This window comes from Polynucleobacter sp. IMCC 30228, assembly GCF_021395205.1.
GTDB lineage: Bacteria > Pseudomonadota > Gammaproteobacteria > Burkholderiales > Burkholderiaceae > Polynucleobacter.
Genome location: NZ_JAJVCS010000001.1, coordinates 431,647 through 448,158, shown reverse-complemented (window position 1 = coordinate 448,158; position 16,512 = coordinate 431,647). Strand labels below are relative to the sequence as shown.

Genomic DNA, 16,512 nt, shown 5'->3' with positions numbered 1-16,512 from the left:
GGTAAGCTCGACAGATGATTTACCATTTTCATTCTAAAGCCGGCCCCGAGGTGATCATGTTAAGTGATCTGAGTGAACGCATTTTTACAATCTTGGGCAAGCCCCTTGAGCAACGCGGCATTTTGACTGCCGCTGAACTGCCAAATTTAATTTGGCTCCTTGAAAGCGCTATTATTCAAGATCAACAGCAACGCCAATCCCAAACTCAGCCCCAAACCCAATCCCAAGGAGCTCACTCTAGCTCGGCAATGGCAAAAGGCGATCCTCTCGGCAGGCGGGCCTTTCCATTTTTAGAGCTCATGAAGCAGGCGGCGGCGGCGCAAGAACCTCTGGTGTGGGACATCTAAACTGCGTTGCAATCAGTTGCAGGTACTGTCCTAGTCGAATTGACTTGCTAAGGAGCGCTGTACCACTTCAATTGTTTCATTGCGTCTTTTAGCTAAATCTGCCAATTGATCTTGACCTACTTTGCCCACATTAAAATAACGGGCTTCGGGATGACCTAAATAAAAGCCACTAACACTCGAAGCAGGGTTCATCGCGAATGATTCTGTTAAGCTCATCCCAATATCTTCTGAGCCGAGTACACGTAATAAATCTAACTTCACTTCATGGGCAGGACAAGCCGGGTAACCTGGCGCTGGGCGAATACCTTGGTATTGCTCAGCAATCATTTGCTCATTACTAAGTTGTTCGTTCGTGGCGTAACCCCATAAATCGGTACGCGCCCGCCAATGCATTAATTCAGCGAATGCCTCAGCTAAACGATCGGCTAGTGCTTTAAGCATAATTGCACTGTAATCATCATGTTGCGCTTGAAATTGCGCCACTTTTTTCTCGACCCCGTGGCCTGTAGTCACCGCAAAACAACCTACATAATCAGCAATGCCAGTGGCATGCGGTGCAACGTAGTCGGCTAAGCTGCGGTTCGGGCGCCGTTGGCCATCGACTACGGGTCGTTCGCTCTGTTGGCGCAAGTTATGCCAAACAAATAAGGGGTGATTGCGGGCTTCATCAGTATATAAAACGATATCGTCGCCAACCGTGTTGGCGGGATAAAAAGCCATTACGCCATCTGCCTGCAACCATTGGCCTTTAATTAATTTTTCCAACATTGCCTGTGCATCTGCAAATACTTTGCGCGCTTCCACGCCAACAACTTCATCATCCAATATTGCTGGAAACTTACCTGCCAAATCCCAAGTTTGAAAAAAGGGAGTCCAGTCAATAAAGGGGGCTATTTCAGCAAGTGAGTAATTTTTAAAGAGCCGCCGACCAATAAATTTGGGTTTGTGTGGAACCCAATTTTGCCAATTAATACATTCCTGATTTTTGCGTGCCGCCTCTAAAGAAATGAGAGGCGTCTTGCGTTTGTTCGCGTGTTGGTCGCGGATACGGACATAATCTTCCTGTAATTCAGAAATGAATTTTTTTGCGCCCTCATCGGAAAGTAAACTTGACGCTACCGAAACTGAGCGCGAAGCATCGGGTACATAGACCACTGGACCATCATAGTGCGGGGCAATTTTGACGGCAGTATGTACCCGAGAAGTGGTCGCGCCGCCAATCATTAAAGGTAATAAACGGTCGCGAAAATAGGTATCGCGTTGCATCTCTTGGGCTACATAGGTCATTTCTTCAAGTGAAGGTGTAATCAAGCCAGACAGGCCAACAATGTCGGCCTGCTCTTCTTTGGCTTTCTTTAAAATTTCGGCGCAAGGCACCATCACGCCCATATTAATAACGTCAAAATTATTACACTGCAGAACCACAGTAACAATGTTTTTACCAATATCGTGTACATCGCCTTTAACTGTGGCCATCACAATTTTGCCTTTGGCCTTCGCTTCACCACCACCAGCGATATGCAAACGTTTTTCTTCTTCAATGTAGGGAATTAATACCGCAACAGCCTGCTTCATAACGCGCGCGCTTTTAACGACTTGCGGTAAAAACATTTTTCCAGCACCAAATAAATCGCCAACCACATTCATGCCATCCATTAGTGGGCCTTCGATTACCTCAATTGGCCTGCCACCCGCTCCCATAATTTCTGCGCGTAAAGTCTCGGTATCGTCAACAATAAATGTGGTGATGCCGTGGACCAAAGCATGGGTTAAGCGCTCGCGAACTGGCGCCTCTCGCCAAACTAAATTTTCTACTTGCTTACTAGCATCGCCTTTAAAAGTTGCGGCTATCGCTAATAAACGTTCAGTAGGGGTTTGGCCATCTTTTTCTTTAAAGCGATTGAGTACGACATCTTCAACACGTTCGAGTAACTCTGGGTCAAGATCAGCATACACACCTAGTTGCCCGGCATTGACAATCGCCATGTCCATGCCAGCTTGAATGGCATGATAGAGAAATACGGTATGAATGGCCTCGCGAACGCGATCATTGCCGCGGAAAGAAAAGCTGACATTAGAAACCCCGCCGCTTACTTTTGCGCCGGGTAAATTGGCTTTTATCCAGCGAGTAGCGTTAATAAAATCAACCGCATAATTATCATGCTCTTCAATGCCGGTGGCGATCGCAAAAATATTCGGATCAAAAATAATATCTTCAGCAGGAAAGCCCATCTCACCGACCAACAAGTTGTAGCAGCGTTGGCAAATTTCAGTTTTGCGCTTAAAGGTGTCAGCTTGACCTTGCTCGTCAAAAGCCATTACTACAGTAGCCGCGCCATAGCGTTTAACTAAACGCGCTTGTTTACGGAATGCGTCTTCACCTTCTTTAAGGGAAATAGAATTCACAATGGATTTGCCTTGCACGCACTTTAGGCCAGCTTCAATCACCGTCCATTTCGACGAATCAAGCATGATGGGAACTCTAGCAATATCTGGCTCTGAGGCAATTAAATTCAAAAAGCGGGTCATTGCCGCCTCGGAATCCAGCATCGCCTCATCCATATTGATATCAATTACCTGCGCACCATTTTCAACTTGTTGGCGGGCGACCGCCAAAGCTTCATCAAATTGATTATTCAAAATCATGCGCGCGAAAGCTTTTGAGCCAGTTACATTGGTACGCTCACCGATATTGACAAAGCCCACTGCAGGAGTGATATTGCAGGGCTCTAAGCCAGCTAAGCGCATCGGCTTGATATCACTCATGACAAGACTTCAGGTGAATTTTCACGATAAAACGCCCTGGGTTTACGGCGGGCTACTGCGGTGGCGATAGCTCGAATATGCTCTGGCGTAGTGCCGCAACAGCCGCCTACTAAATTGACTAAACCATCGGCTGCAAAACCATCAATTAATCCGGAAGTCATTGCGGGGGTTTCATCAAAGCCCGTATCGCTCATGGGGTTCGGTAAGCCGGCATTCGGATAGCAGGAAATTGCCGTATCGCAAACCCGCGCTAATTCGGCGATATAAGGGCGCATTAAAGCCGCTCCTAAAGCACAATTAAGGCCGAAAGTCAGCGGCTTAATATGACGCAAACTGTTCCAAAATGCCTCAACCGTTTGGCCAGATAAAATGCGCCCCGACGCATCGGTGACGGTACCAGAAATCATCACTGGTAAAAGTTCTCCAGTTTCTTCAAAAAATTCATCGAGCGCAAATAACGCTGCCTTAGCATTTAAAGTGTCAAAAATAGTTTCAACTAAAAATAAATCGACACCTCCAGCAAACAAACCTTCAATTTGTTCGCGATAGGCTTTGCGTAAAATGTCAAAGGTTACATTTCGCGCGCCAGGGTCATTCACTTCAGGAGATATACTCGCAGTTTTAGGAGTTGGGCCAATGGCACCAGCTGCAAACCGCGGCTTATCTGCTGTGCTATAGGCCACACAAGCCTCGTGAGCAATACGCGCGGCTTGTTCATTCATTTCACGAGCTAGCTCGGGCATGCGGTAATCATCTTGCGCAACGGTGGTGGCGCCAAAGGTATTGGTCTCGATAATGTCGGCGCCCGCCGCAAGATATTGATCGTGGATGTCGCGAATAATTTGTGGCTGCGTTAAAACTAATAACTCGTTATTCCCCTTAACATCGCTGGCATGCTGCGCAAAACGCTGACTCGCCGGCAAGCCGCGATAGTCGGCTTCAGAAAGCTTCCGCTGCTGAATCATGGTGCCCATTGCGCCATCTAAAATTAAAATGCGCTCTTGCAAGAGCTGGGGTAAAAGGGCGCCACGCGTATACCTTGCCGAACCGAAAAAGGCAGGTACTGTTGAAGTGGGTGCTACTGAACCATTTGATTGCATTGTGAGGTTAAGAGGATTAATCTTTAGAATCCCGTATTTTATCGGTATTGCTTGTCTTTAGCCAAAATGGAGAATTTATGTTTGGAACTATCCCAGAATTTAATCAAAGCCTTGAGATGTTGAAGAACATGTGGGGGCAAGGTGTGGCCGGGCAAAATGCCGGCCAATTTCCCTTTACTACCGATATGAACAAGGCAGCTAGCGGATTTAATAATGCTTTTGCAGGTCTTGATGTCGTTGAAATTGAAAAGCGGATTAAAGATCTTAAAAGCGTTGAGAATTGGTTAAACCTGAATTTAAACGTCTTGAAGTCGACTATTCAAGGGCTTGAAGTTCAGCAAGCCACGCTTTTAGCGCTGCGCTCTTTTGGCGAGGCGATGGGCTCGGCACAGGAAGCTGCCATGGACAATGTGAATAAAGCAACCGCGGCAGCAACCGCGGCGGCAACAAATGCTGCTGCATCTGCAGGGAATGCAGGGTCTAGCGGACGGAAAACTGCCAAACCCCGGCGGAAGCCTTCCGCGTCAGCTTTCCCAAGCGCCAAAGATGATTCAAATGGGCAATAGCTTCGCCCATGGCAAAGGTCATTTGATGCGTATCCAGTGAGCGCTTAAATAAAATAGGCACTAGGTCGCGCGCTGTAATCGGCTGGTTGCACGCTTCCATGGTGTCGGCTAAGCGATCAACATGGTGATCTTGTAATTGCTGAACACGTAAATGAAGGCCATTAAAGGGCTTACCGTGGGAGGGTAAAACTAAGGTATCGACAGGTAATTGGGCAAATAACGCCAAGGAACGTAAAAACAATCCCAAGGGATCGGCATCGGGATCGGCATCATAAACACTAATGTTGGTAGAGATACGTGGTAAGACCATATCGCCTGAAATAAAAACCCCTAATTTTGCGCAATACAAGGTGGCATGTTCAGGCGCATGCCCATAGCCCATTTTTACCTGCCACAGATGCCTGCCAATAGAAATGACATCCCCGTCCATCAAACGCCGATAGCGCTGCGGCATCCCTGGCACCATCTTGCTGTAATAGTCAGAACGGCCCCGAATTAAAGCCAAGTCTTCGGCGGAATTAAGCCCATGGCGCTCCAGATGATCGGCCGATCCCCCTCCTCCCATTTTGGCGCCAATTGCTGCGCCCCCCTCTTTATTGCTTAACCACTGAGCAGTTAAATACTCTGCCATCGACATCCATAAGGGCGCCTGCCACCGCTCGCATAACCACTTTGCCAACCCCACATGATCGGGATGCATATGGGTCACAATCACCCTTAATACTGGCAAATTGGCCAATTGAGTGGCAAAAATAGTTTCCCATGCGGTCTGCGTCTCAGCATTACAAATACCACAATCAATGATGGTCCACCCCTCTACACCATCGATTTCATCGCGTAAAAGCCATAAATTAATGTGATCTAAGGCAAAGGGCAGGCGCATTCTTATCCAGCGCACCCCAGGAACCACTTCCCTAGCTTCACCCAGCGGTGGAAGGGCGTCCCCCAAGGGGTAGTGGATTTGAGGATTAGTCAAGTTCTGTACGCTTCGATTAAGCTTAGTGGCATGAACCATTTTCCCAAATTATTGTCATCGCAGGTTGCTTTCGATATGGCGCAAACGCTGTTGGCCGGATTTCAACGCCATTACCGCATCTTCCGCGAGGCTGGAACAGCGGCAAAAGCCTGCTTTGAGGCGCAAGATTGGTTTGGGGTAAGTCAATTGCAGCGGAATCGCATTGATTATTATGATCAACGCGTACAAGAAACTGTGCAAATTTTGGAAGATGAGTTTGATGCAGAAAATTGTTCCGATGAGGTGTGGCAGCAAGTGAAATTACATTACATTGGTTTAGTTTCTAATTTACACCAACCTGAGTTAGCGGAAACATTTTTTAATTCAGTATGTACCCGCATCTTACGCCGTGATTATTTTCATAATGATTTTATTTTTGTCCGCCCTACCATTTCTACCGAATACCTAGAGAACGACGAAGCCCCAAGTAAGCCCACCTACCGCACTTACTATCCAGAAAATCGTGCTGGCTTAAAACAAGTCCTTGCAGATTTGCTACTGAGTTTTCAATTTAAAACACCATTTGAAAATTTAACGCGGGATATTGAATTATTAAATCAATGCGTGAACGAGGAATTACATGGCGCTACGACACAGGCAGATTTTCAAATTCATATCTTAACTGGCCTTTTTTTTCGTAATAAAACTGCCTTTATTATTGGCCGCATTATTGATGGCGAAAAAGTGATCCCCTTAGCAATTGCGCTAATGCATAACGCAGCTGGTCAACTATATATAGATGGCGCATTATTATCTGAAGTCGATTTACGCCTAATATTTAGTTTTACTCATAGTTATTTTTTAGTCGATATGGAAGTGCCTTCAGCCTACGTTACTTTTTTGCGCAATTTGTTACCCCACAAACCCCGTGCGGAACTTTACAACATGTTAGGACTACAAAAGCACGGTAAAAATTTGTTTTACCGTGACTTTCAACATCACTTACTGCACTCTACTGATTTATTTCGCATTGCGCCTGGCATTAAAGGTTTAGTGATGCTGGTATTTGATTTACCTAGCTACCCCTATGTTTTTAAGATGATCAAGGATTCCTTTCCGCCCCCCAAGGAAACAACCCGTGAAATCATCATGGCCAAATATCAATTGGTTAAACAGCATGATCGGGTAGGGCGAATGGCTGATTCACTCGAATTTTCTGATGTGGTTTTCCCCCTTGAGCGTTTTACGCCTGAATTAATTGCCGAAATTCAAGTGCAATGTCCGTCATTACTGCAAATTAGACCAGGCCTAGATGGTCTAGATGAATTAGTTATTAAACATGTCTATATAGAACGGCGGATGACGCCGTTAAACCTTTGGCTGCAGGATGGTAGCGATGCCGAAATAGAGCATGGAGTGTTGCAATATGGCAATGCTATTAAGGAATTAATTGCCGCTAATATTTTTCCAGGTGACTTACTTTACAAAAATTTTGGCGTCACTCGCTATGGCCGGGTTGCTTTTTATGACTACGATGAAATTGAATATTTAACTGCCTGTGAAATTCGTCATGTTCCAGCGGCCCGCACTGAGGAGGAGGAGTTATCGGGCGAACCTTGGTATCCAATTGGGTCGAAAGATATTTTTCCAGAAACCTTTCGGGTTTTTTTACTGGGCGATCAGCGGGTCAAACACTATTTTCTTAAACATCATCCCGATTTTTTTGATCCTGAAATGTGGCGCTCGCACCAAACCCATTTAAGGGCTGGGGCCTATCCCCATTTTATTGAATATGATGCTGATAAACGTTTTATCAATCGGTTTAAAACGTCTTAATGAAATTGAATCCCATTGCACCCATTGCTTCGCCCTGTATTAATTGGTGTGAGATTAATCCAGACAATGGCTTTTGTCGCGGTTGCTATCGTACGCTTGAAGAAATTGCAGCATGGTCGAGCGCCAATCAAACTGAGAGACAACTCATTTGTCTGCGCTTACCTGAGCGCAAAGCCAACGATGTTATCAATTAAAAACGGCTTCACGATAGCCGCTATATTAAGAGTAAAAGCGCATTCTTAGCGATTCACATCCACAATTAAACGTCCACGAATTTTGCCAGCAATTAAATCAGCCGCTAGCGGAATAGCCTCGGCCAAGCTAATTTCGTGGGCAATTGCGTTGACGATGGTGAAGTCGCAAAGCTGACTTAATTGCTCCCAAGCTGAAATACGTTTCGCCTTATCTACGGTAACGCTATTGATGCCATACAAAGTAATGCCGCGCAAAATAAATGGGGCTACGGTAGTTGGAAAATCCATGCCTTGGGCTAAACCACACGCAGCAACTGCACCATTGCTTTTAACTGCCGCACATGCATTAGCTAAGGTATGACTACCCACGCTATCGATAACCGCAGCCCAGCGCTCTTTAGCAAGGGGTTTACCTGGAGTTGATAAACTGGCCCGCTCAATGACCTCGCTAGCGCCCAGCTGATGTAGATATGCGCTTTCTTCTGGTCGACCACTACTAGCGACTACCGTAAAACCCAGTTTGCTCATGAGCATCGTGGCAAAACTACCCACCCCCCCTGCTGCCCCGGTGACTAAAACTTCACCAGCGCTAGGCTGCAAGCCATGCTGTTGCAGGGCCATGACACACAACATGGCGGTATAGCCAGCCGTACCAATTGCCAGGGTTTGCTTCGGGGTCAAGCCCTTGGGCAGGGGTATCAGCCATTCGGCCTTAACCCGCGCCTTTTGGGCTAAACCGCCCCAATGCCCCTCTCCCACCCCCCAGCCATTCAAAATAACCTGATCTCCAGGCTGATAATCTGGGCTACTACTGTCGAGTACTTCGCCAGCAAAATCGATGCCTGGAACCATCGGAAATGCCCTGACAACAGGGCCTTTGCCAGTAATGGCAAGGCCGTCTTTATAATTTAAGGTGGAATACAGTACCTTAACCAACACTTCGCCAGCGGGTAAATCGGTCTCGTCGAGTTCGGCCAAGTCGGCACGATAGCCTTTTTCGTCTTTATTAATCAAGATCGCTTTAAACATTAAAATTCCTTAAAATTAACAACTTTACTTAAACGGTTTATTCTACGAGCACGATTGCATATGAGGTTTACCATGAAAAAAATTCTACTCTTCACCGCTACTTTTAGCTGCCTCTTGCTAAGCGCTTGTTTTTCAACGGAATTAAGTATGTCAATGGGAAATATGCGACTCATTAATTCCAGCGCAGACCCGCAAGAAGTCATGAATTTTGCAACTAAAGTATGTAAAAACGATTTTTATCTAGGCGCAAGTTTTCTCTCTAAAAATAGTAAAGAGTATCGGTTTAAGTGCGTGAAGGCTGAAGACAATGAAGTGCTAACCCCCATACCAGGAACTGTTATCCCTACTGGCGGCGCTACGCCCACTCCCGCCGCAGCCAATAAATCATAAATGGCTAGCTCAAGATAATCCGCATGCCCAGTTCTGTAATTAATAAGCCGATCTCATCCGAGGATTTACGTCAGGGTTTCGCTGCTTTTCCCACTGGCGTCACGGTAATTACTGGGCTTGATGCTACGCAAGCGCCAATCGGCATCACCATTAGCTCCTTCAATACCGTTTCGCTGAATCCCCCGTTAGTTTTATGGTCGATTGCGAAACAATCCCCATTAGCGGCTGCTTTTTCGGTGGGTGCTCAACATATTATTCATGTACTGAATCATGCTCAAGAAGATCTCGCAATCACCTTTGCCAAACGCCGCACCGGTCAATTTGCCACAGTAAATCATCTACTTAATGCCAGTGGTATCCCCTTTTTACAAGGCTGTGCAGCCCACTTTGAATGTGAAACCGTGGCTGTTTACCCTGGTGGCGACCACCTTATTATTGTTGCCCAAATTCATGATCTTGCCCATGACCCTGCTAAAGCCCCGCTGCTGTTTCATCGTAGCGAGCTATCAGGTATTAAACACGTGGCCAAGGAATAAAAAAATAGTGCCAATCACAATAAGGATAATTATTTCATGATGCGACTCTGGGGTAGGAAAAGTTCAATCAATGTTCAAAAAGTATTATGGTGCTTAGCTGAGCTCCAACGACAAGAGCAGCGTGACTATGAACGTATTGATGCGGGCTTACATTTTGGTATTAATACGACCCCCGACTATCTCAAAATGAATCCCAATGGTTTGGTCCCAACCTTACAAGATGGCCAGCTCACTCTGTGGGAATCGAATTCAATTTTGCGCTACTTGGCTCGCACTTATGATGCGGCTGGAACTTATTTTCCTAACGACAATCTTAGTCAAGCCAGCTCAGATAAATGGTTAGATTGGCAAATTTCAACTCTTTGGCCCGCCTTACGTCTACCCTTTCTGGGGCTGACGCGTGTGCCAGAAGCGGAACGTAACTATGCCGCCATTAGTAAAGGCTTTGCCGATACCCATCAATATCTTGGCATCCTTAACGCTTGCTTACAAGAGCACGCTTTTTGTGCGGGTGAACGCTTTAATTTAGGCGATATTCCTTTAGCCATTTGCGTTAATCGCTGGATTTTATTAGCAGAGACATTTCCTGAGCAATTGCCGGCGCGCCCACAATATGAACATTTAGAAAAATGGTTTAAGCGCATTCAAACCGAAACTCAGTTTGCCACTATTGCAGAAACTGAATTAATGGTGAGTAAACCCTAATTACCTAAATTTAAATGGCGCTTTGTTTAAATTTATTCGCGTGGTGATCGGCGCCAATAAAGAGGTACATCGCTGGCACGACAAATAAAGTAAACAAGGTGCCAATCGATAGGCCAGTAAAAATTACGATTCCCATCGATTGTCTACCTGCTGCCCCAGCCCCAGAAGCAATTACCAGCGGTACTACACCCAAAACCATCGCTGCAGTGGTCATTAAAATTGGCCGCAACCGCACACTGCTTGCTTCGATAATGGCTTCTAATTTATTGCGGCCGGCCATTTGTAACTCATTAGCAAATTGCACAATTAAAATACCATGCTTACTAATTAAGCCCATTAAAGTCACTAAACCAACCTGGGTATAAACATTGACAGTGGTGAAGCCAAGATTAATAAAAATTAAGGCGCCAAATAAAGCAAGCGGTACCGAAACTAAAATCACCAAGGGATCGCGAAAGCTTTCAAACTGAGCTGCAAGCACCAAAAATACAATCAAAATCGCAAAGAACATGGTTACCAAGAAACCGCCTGACTCGGCAATAAATTGCCGTGATGGGCCTGCATAATCAATGTTATAGCCACTAGGTCCAGCTTCTTTGATGGCATTTTGTAAAAAGGTTAATACTTCGGCTTGTGAAACGAATGGGGTGCTAACTCCCGAGATCGTGGCAGAATTTAATTGCTGAAAATGATTAATTGACTGCGGCACAACCCGTTGTCGAATCGACGCAATCGTACGCGCCTGAATCATATTGCCGCTGGGAGTGCGAATATAGTAATCTAAAATTTGCTCGGGGTTTAAGCGATCTACTTGTTTTACCTGAGGAATGACCCGATAAGATCTGCCAGCCACAGAAAAATAGTTGACAAATCCTCCGCCCAATGCGGCTGAAAGTGCGCTACCAACATCTTTTTGGGTCATTCCTAAAGCAGCAACTTTTTCTCGGTCTATCTCGAGTACGTCTTGTGGCTTATCAATTTTTAAATCGGTATCAACAAAGAAAAACATCCCACTTTTGCGGGCTTTATCGAGTACGGCCTGCGATACTTCATTTAAATTTTCGTATGATTCGGTTGTATTAATGACCACTTGAACTGGTAGCCCTTGGGCGCCAGGAAGAGCGGGAAACTGAAACACAGCCACTCGTGCACCAGCAATGCTATTCCACTTTTTTTGCATATCTTGCTGAAAGGCGCTAGCACTTCGACTGCGTTGCGCCCAATCTTTTAAAAGTACGCCGCCAAAGCTAGATGTCGGACTAGTAATTTGAAACATTTGCGCATACTCTGGTTCGGCGCTAGCAATTTGATATAGTTGATTTGCATACATTTGCATTTGATCAACCGTTGAATTGGGCGGGCCTGCAGCTTGCATTAAGACAATGCCCTGATCTTCTGTAGGCGCTAATTCAGACCAAGCTGTAGCATATAAATAAGCTACACCTACTAATAAAAATGCGCCCATGACAATGACGACCTGCCAAGTTGTTAATAAACTACGAAGCAGCGCTTGATATCGATGATGAAAGCGCTCAAATACCAAATCGATTTTTTGAACAAAGGGTGAGGCCTCTTGCTGTTCAGTAAAAATTTGTGCGCACATCATCGGCGAAAGCGTTAAGGCAACCACGCCCGAAACAGCCACCGCTCCGGCTAAAGTAAAGGCAAATTCTGTAAACAGCGCACCGGTTAAGCCACCTTGAAAGCCAATGGGAATATAGACCGCAATTAATACAATGGTCATGGCTAAAATGGGATTGCCCAATTCTCTTGCTGCAATCAATGCTGCCTCGAGTGGCGATTTACCTTCTTTCATATGGCGATCGACGTTTTCGACCACAATAATAGCGTCGTCAACGACCAAGCCGATCGCCAAAACTAAGGCTAAGAGGGTTAATAAATTAATCGAATAGCCCAATACTTGCATCATAAAAAATGCGCCGATTAAGGACAGCGGCATAGCAATAAGGGGTACCAAAACTGCCCGAAAACTACCTAAAAATAAATAAATCACTGCCGTTACGATGACTAATGCCTCGACTAATGTTTTAATAACTTCATCAATTGAGGTATTAATAAAGGCAGTAGAGTCGTACACAATTTTGCCGGTCAAGCCAGTAGGCAATTGTTTTTGAATAGGTGGGAAGGCTGCTTGAATTCGTGCAGCCACATCTAATAAATTGGCCTCTGGCGCGACTTTGATTCCAATGAAGACTGATTTTTTACCACTAAAAGCCACATTGGTGTTGTAATCTTCAGAACCTAAGCTGACATTGGCAACTTGATCTAAATAAACTAGGTCTACGCCATTACGTTTAATGATGAGCTTACGAAATTCAGCTAAATTATGTAAATCGGTACCCGCAACTAAGTCAACCGCAACCATCGAGCCTTTTGTGCTGCCAACGGCAGATAAATAGTTATTGGCCGCTAGAGCGTTATATACATCATCTGGCCCAACTCCTAAACCGGCCATCCGATCAGCGTCTAACCAAGCCCTTAAGGCAAACTTCCGACCACCTAAAATTTCAGCGTTTTGCACGCCAGCAATGGAATCGAGTTTCGGTTTGACAACCCGCAATAAATAATCCGTAATACTGTTGTTGGGTATGTCATCGCTATAAAAACCCATATATAAGGCGGCAGTTGATTGCCCCAATTGCACTGTTAAAACAGGTTGTTGTGCCTGCGGTGGTAATTGATTACGCACTGAGGCAATTTGAGTATTAATTTGAGTTAAGGCTTTATTGGAGTCGTAATTGAGCCGCAAGGTTGCGGTAATGGTAGAGATGCCGCTGATGCTGGCTGAGGATAAATAATCAATACCCTGCGCCTGAGCAATAGCTGATTCAAGCGGTTGAGTAATAAATCCTGCAATGGTTTCTGGATCTGCTCCAAAATATGCCGTAGTGATGGTAACAACCGCATTTTGGGTTTGCGGGAACTGATTAACTGGCAAAGTCGTTACAGCCTTCAAACCAAAAATTAAAATCAGGCTACTTACCACCACCGATAGAACGGGCCGGCGAATGAAGAGATCGGTCCAATTCATCACGCTAGCCACCAGCGTAGACAATAATGACTAATTGCATTCATCAACACTAATTTTCCTGAGGCTTTGGATTAGGAGAATTGGCGGGGAGTACTTTATTATTAATGATTAAAGGCGTGCCGTTTTTTAATTTTAGTTGGCCGCTAGTGACAATGGTAGCTCCCGCCTCTATACCCTTGGTAATCGCGACCTGATCACCCCGAGTTGAGCCAGTTGTGACAAATACTTGCTGGGCTTCAATCACGGGCTGGCCATCTTTTCCAAGGCGCTCAGTTTTCTTGGCTATAAATACAGTAGAGCCATAAGGGTTATAGCTTACAGCGGTTAAAGGCAAAGTAAGTAGTTTGACTTTATCGCCTAAATTAATATTTACATTAGCAAACATGCCCGGCAAAATTTTCTTATCCGGATTAGCTAACAAGGCTTCAATTTGAATATTGCGCGTATTTAAATCGACCTTAGGACTAATTGCTGTAATTTTTCCAGCAAATGCAATACCTTTATATGCATCAGTCGATAGCGCAATCGATTGGCCAACCGCAATAGTACTAACTGCGCTTTGTGGCAAAGTAAAGTCAACAAATATCGGGTCAATCGTTTGTAAGGTCATTAACTTCTCACTAGCGCCAACGTACTGTCCTGGGTTCAGCGTCACAATTCCAACGCGGCCGCTAAAAGGGGCCTTTAAATTCTTTTTAACAATTAGTGCCTCTTGTTGCTGTACCAGTGCCCGTTTTGACTTCGCGTCGGCTGCGCTGGTATCAAAAACATTTTTACTGATAGCCTGAATTGCCAATTGCTGTTTATCGCGCTCATTAATCACTTTAGCTAATTCAGCTTGGGCCCTTAATGATTGCAATTGGGCTACTTCAGCAGCATCGACTAACTTGATTAACAAGCTACCTTCTTTCACATCCATGCCCGACTTCACCGGCACCTGCTCGACTAAGCCCTCTACTCCTGTGCTCAATTCAACCCCGCGATAGGCGCGCATATTACCCACACTACTTAGCATGGGTTGCCACTCCTCGTATTGAACAACCGTAGTAGAAACAGCGGCAGGCGGCAAACCTGCACTGGAAATAAAATGCTTAATTAGCATCGTTTTAGTCTGATTAAAGACAAAAATTAACCCCAGCAGTAAAAAAACACCCACCAACATCACCGTCATGCGGCGGCGCATTTCTGTCATCGCCATTAATTTGGCATAGGCACGCGTATTTTTAAAGCGCTGATAGGGGCGCAGTTTCTGAGCTATACGCGCATAGGTATTTTTTATTTTGATCCACAAGAGATACAATTTTTCGCGCACTTGCCAAGTCTTTAGTAACAGCCGTACTTTAGTTTTAAGGGTTTCAAGAAGCTTCATTATTTAACGATCAGGTTGGCATTTGCAATGGGTAACTCAGCCGAAGTAAGTGGAGAGGCTGCCGAAGTGGCTGTGGGAGTACCTTCGACAGACGCGCCTAGGGCACTCTCGCTACTAGCAATTGTTTTAGCTTGATAAGCAGGTCCTTCTCGATTCCACCAGCCCCCGCCCAATGCTGTAAATAAAGCTGCGGTATCAGAAAAACGGAGTGCTTGCGCTTGCAAAGAGCGAATTTTGGCATTTTGATATTGGGTTTGGTAGTACAGCACCTGCAAATAACTAGCGGTTCCAAGACGATATTGATGTTGTACCAAATTGAGTGTTTCTTTGGCATAGCGTTCAGTATCGGTAGCAGCAGTTAAAGCCTTTGCATCAGCATCTAAAGCCTGGAGCGCATCCGCAACCTGCTGAAAGGCAGTGATCACTGCGGCTTGATATTGAAATACGGCTTGCTCATAATTGGCCATGGCACCGCGGCGCTGCGCTAATAATTGGCCGCCCTGAAAGAGTGGCTGAAATAATCCGCCAGCAATGGACCAAAGCGCAGCAGTGGGCCCAAATAAAGCGCCGGTGGTTAAGGCTGCGCTACCCTCAGCGCCACTCAAAGTAATTTGTGGCAGCAAGTTGGCAGTGGCTACGCCAACTAAAGCGTTGGTTGATTTCATTACCGACTCAGCGGCAAGTATATCGGGGCGTTGACGCACTAAACTTGAAGGCAATGACAGTGGTAGCTGGTCTGGTAGATGCAAATCACTTAAATTAAAACCTTTAATAACTGCACTTCCCGGAAATTCGCCCGTTAAAGCAGCGAGTTGATTACGCGCAAAAGCAACATTTTTTTCATACACCAATAATTCTGCCTGCGAGCTTGCCACTAAAGCCAGCTGAGAAGTGAGGTCTACTTTAGATACGCTGCCAATTTCGAGTTGCTGTTTAATAATATTAGCAAAATAAGTTTGTGCTTCTAAAATTTCTTTAGTAGCTTGGTATTGCGCACGCAATTGAGCCTCGCGTACTGCAGCAGTTACTAAATTCGACGTTAAATTCAGGTATGCGCCCTCAAGTTGGTATTGACTAATCTCAGCTTGAGCACGAGCATTTTCTACTGTTCTGCGCGCCCGGCCAAAAAAGTCAGGCACATAACTAATATTCACTGTGGTGTTGTAGAGATCATAAATGGGATCCCCGCGCGGCAGTCCATACACCGCATACGGCAATTGTTCGCGAGTGGCACTTGCATTGCCACCAATTTTAGGAAAATACTGACCGCCAATTTGAGCGCTAACATTTTCTTTTGCTGCGCGCAAGGCGGCATCAGCTGCAGCTAAGTTTGGGTTTTGCTCTAGGGCTTTGCGAATTAATACATCTAACTCGGGGGATTTAAATAGCTCCCACCACTTTGCCGGGATGTCTTTACTTTCAACTAAAGTTTGCTCGCTACCACCCGGAACATCTGGGGTCGTTGCTAATTTAGCAGGAAGAGGCTTTTCAGTTAACGTGCCCACTTTAGGCGCATCGGGTTGCTTAAAGTCGGGCCCCACCGCACAGGCAGCCAAAATACCTAGCAGAGATACTGCTAATAGCAGGCGCGCTAAATAGCGAACTTGATTATGAGGGCCAATAGAGGGGGGGCTAAACAAAATATTCACCAAGCTTATTTAAACACA

14 protein-coding genes are annotated in these 16,512 nt (G+C 45.5%); 7 read left to right on the top strand and 7 right to left on the bottom strand.

All coding sequences use genetic code 11. The annotated features are described in order from the left end of the window. The first annotated feature begins 14 nt into the window (after nucleotides 1-14). Nucleotides 15-347 (top strand): DUF1840 domain-containing protein, encoded by a 333-nt coding sequence (locus LZT21_RS02390; protein WP_233924446.1) that lies wholly within the window; start codon nucleotides 15-17, stop codon nucleotides 345-347. 30 nt (nucleotides 348-377) lie between these two features. Here LZT21_RS02390 and metH read toward each other — a convergent pair whose 3' ends face one another. Both metH and LZT21_RS02380 read right to left on the bottom strand, forming a co-directional pair. Then, nucleotides 378-3,113: a methionine synthase gene (gene metH, locus LZT21_RS02385; RefSeq protein ID WP_233924445.1), complete on the bottom strand. Its 2,736-nt coding sequence runs from the start codon at nucleotides 3,111-3,113 to the stop codon at nucleotides 378-380. Next, a complete protein-coding gene (locus tag LZT21_RS02380; RefSeq protein ID WP_233934774.1) occupies nucleotides 3,110-4,213 on the bottom strand; it encodes a homocysteine S-methyltransferase family protein in 1,104 nt (367 codons plus the stop codon). Before LZT21_RS02380 ends, metH begins: the two co-directional genes overlap by 4 nt. Nucleotides 4,214-4,290: 77 nt before the next feature. Between LZT21_RS02380 and LZT21_RS02375 the strand changes: the two genes are divergently transcribed. Then, nucleotides 4,291-4,779: a PhaM family polyhydroxyalkanoate granule multifunctional regulatory protein gene (locus LZT21_RS02375; RefSeq protein WP_233924443.1), complete on the top strand. Its 489-nt coding sequence runs from the start codon at nucleotides 4,291-4,293 to the stop codon at nucleotides 4,777-4,779. Here the strand turns inward: LZT21_RS02375 and LZT21_RS02370 are convergent. After that, nucleotides 4,694-5,794 (bottom strand): MBL fold metallo-hydrolase, encoded by a 1,101-nt coding sequence (locus LZT21_RS02370; RefSeq protein ID WP_370634753.1) that lies wholly within the window; start codon nucleotides 5,792-5,794, stop codon nucleotides 4,694-4,696. The two genes, LZT21_RS02375 and LZT21_RS02370, sit on opposite strands and share 86 nt — an antisense overlap. Here LZT21_RS02370 and aceK point away from each other — a divergent pair. Together aceK and LZT21_RS02360 are read left to right on the top strand one after the other, a co-directional pair. Then, the gene (gene aceK, locus LZT21_RS02365; protein WP_233989168.1) at nucleotides 5,786-7,570 is read left to right on the top strand and encodes a bifunctional isocitrate dehydrogenase kinase/phosphatase; all 1,785 of its coding nucleotides are present in this window, start codon (nucleotides 5,786-5,788) and stop codon (nucleotides 7,568-7,570) included. The two genes, LZT21_RS02370 and aceK, sit on opposite strands and share 9 nt — an antisense overlap. After that, a complete protein-coding gene (locus tag LZT21_RS02360) occupies nucleotides 7,570-7,764 on the top strand; it encodes a DUF1289 domain-containing protein (protein WP_233989167.1) in 195 nt (64 codons plus the stop codon). Before aceK ends, LZT21_RS02360 begins: the two co-directional genes overlap by 1 nt. Nucleotides 7,765-7,809: 45 nt before the next feature. Here the strand turns inward: LZT21_RS02360 and LZT21_RS02355 are convergent, their stop codons facing one another. Beyond that, entirely contained in the window at nucleotides 7,810-8,793 is a 984-nt protein-coding gene (locus LZT21_RS02355; RefSeq protein WP_233934776.1) for an MDR family oxidoreductase, read from the bottom strand. Nucleotides 8,794-8,940: 147 nt separating this feature from the next. On the opposite strand from LZT21_RS02355, the gene LZT21_RS02350 reads away from it, so the two are divergent. The 3 genes from LZT21_RS02350 to LZT21_RS02340 are packed head-to-tail and all read left to right on the top strand — an operon-like array spanning nucleotide 8,941 to nucleotide 10,424. Further along, nucleotides 8,941-9,183 carry a hypothetical protein gene (locus tag LZT21_RS02350; protein ID WP_233989166.1) on the top strand — a complete coding sequence of 81 codons (243 nt, stop codon included), beginning with the start codon at nucleotides 8,941-8,943 and terminating at the stop codon, nucleotides 9,181-9,183. A 23-nt stretch (nucleotides 9,184-9,206) separates the two neighbouring features. After that, the gene (locus LZT21_RS02345; RefSeq protein WP_233934778.1) at nucleotides 9,207-9,719 is read left to right on the top strand and encodes a flavin reductase family protein; all 513 of its coding nucleotides are present in this window, start codon (nucleotides 9,207-9,209) and stop codon (nucleotides 9,717-9,719) included. A gap of 36 nt (nucleotides 9,720-9,755) precedes the next feature. Then, complete coding sequence (locus LZT21_RS02340) at nucleotides 9,756-10,424, top strand: glutathione S-transferase family protein (RefSeq protein ID WP_233934779.1); 669 nt, start codon at nucleotides 9,756-9,758, stop codon at nucleotides 10,422-10,424. 10 nt (nucleotides 10,425-10,434) lie between these two features. Here LZT21_RS02340 and LZT21_RS02335 read toward each other — a convergent pair whose 3' ends face one another. The 3 genes from LZT21_RS02335 to LZT21_RS02325 all read right to left on the bottom strand — a co-directional run bounded on the left by LZT21_RS02335 (nucleotide 10,435) and on the right by LZT21_RS02325 (nucleotide 16,494). Continuing rightward, nucleotides 10,435-13,476 (bottom strand): efflux RND transporter permease subunit, encoded by a 3,042-nt coding sequence (locus LZT21_RS02335; protein ID WP_233924435.1) that lies wholly within the window; start codon nucleotides 13,474-13,476, stop codon nucleotides 10,435-10,437. 49 nt (nucleotides 13,477-13,525) lie between these two features. Next, nucleotides 13,526-14,668 (bottom strand): efflux RND transporter periplasmic adaptor subunit, encoded by a 1,143-nt coding sequence (locus LZT21_RS02330; protein WP_233924661.1) that lies wholly within the window; start codon nucleotides 14,666-14,668, stop codon nucleotides 13,526-13,528. A 176-nt stretch (nucleotides 14,669-14,844) separates the two neighbouring features. Then, on the bottom strand, nucleotides 14,845-16,494 hold the full coding sequence (locus tag LZT21_RS02325) for an efflux transporter outer membrane subunit (RefSeq protein WP_233924434.1): 1,650 nt from the start codon (nucleotides 16,492-16,494) through the stop codon (nucleotides 14,845-14,847). Nucleotides 16,495-16,512 lie beyond the last annotated feature (18 nt).

Bases quoted from the DNA above. Each gene is read 5' to 3' on its own strand.
- LZT21_RS02390 (WP_233924446.1), top strand. From the start codon at position 15: ATGATTTACCATTTTCATTCTAAAGCCGGCCCCGAGGTGATCATGTTA.
- metH (WP_233924445.1), bottom strand. From the start codon at position 3,113: ATGAGTGATATCAAGCCGATGCGCTTAGCTGGCTTAGAGCCCTGCAAT.
- LZT21_RS02380 (WP_233934774.1), bottom strand. From the start codon at position 4,213: ATGCAATCAAATGGTTCAGTAGCACCCACTTCAACAGTACCTGCCTTT.
- LZT21_RS02375 (WP_233924443.1), top strand. From the start codon at position 4,291: ATGTTTGGAACTATCCCAGAATTTAATCAAAGCCTTGAGATGTTGAAG.
- aceK (WP_233989168.1), top strand. From the start codon at position 5,786: ATGAACCATTTTCCCAAATTATTGTCATCGCAGGTTGCTTTCGATATG.
- LZT21_RS02370 (WP_370634753.1), bottom strand. From the start codon at position 5,794: ATGGTTCATGCCACTAAGCTTAATCGAAGCGTACAGAACTTGACTAAT.
- LZT21_RS02360 (WP_233989167.1), top strand. From the start codon at position 7,570: ATGAAATTGAATCCCATTGCACCCATTGCTTCGCCCTGTATTAATTGG.
- LZT21_RS02355 (WP_233934776.1), bottom strand. From the start codon at position 8,793: ATGTTTAAAGCGATCTTGATTAATAAAGACGAAAAAGGCTATCGTGCC.
- LZT21_RS02350 (WP_233989166.1), top strand. From the start codon at position 8,941: ATGTCAATGGGAAATATGCGACTCATTAATTCCAGCGCAGACCCGCAA.
- LZT21_RS02345 (WP_233934778.1), top strand. From the start codon at position 9,207: ATGCCCAGTTCTGTAATTAATAAGCCGATCTCATCCGAGGATTTACGT.
- LZT21_RS02340 (WP_233934779.1), top strand. From the start codon at position 9,756: ATGATGCGACTCTGGGGTAGGAAAAGTTCAATCAATGTTCAAAAAGTA.
- LZT21_RS02335 (WP_233924435.1), bottom strand. From the start codon at position 13,476: ATGAATTGGACCGATCTCTTCATTCGCCGGCCCGTTCTATCGGTGGTG.
- LZT21_RS02330 (WP_233924661.1), bottom strand. From the start codon at position 14,668: ATGACAGAAATGCGCCGCCGCATGACGGTGATGTTGGTGGGTGTTTTT.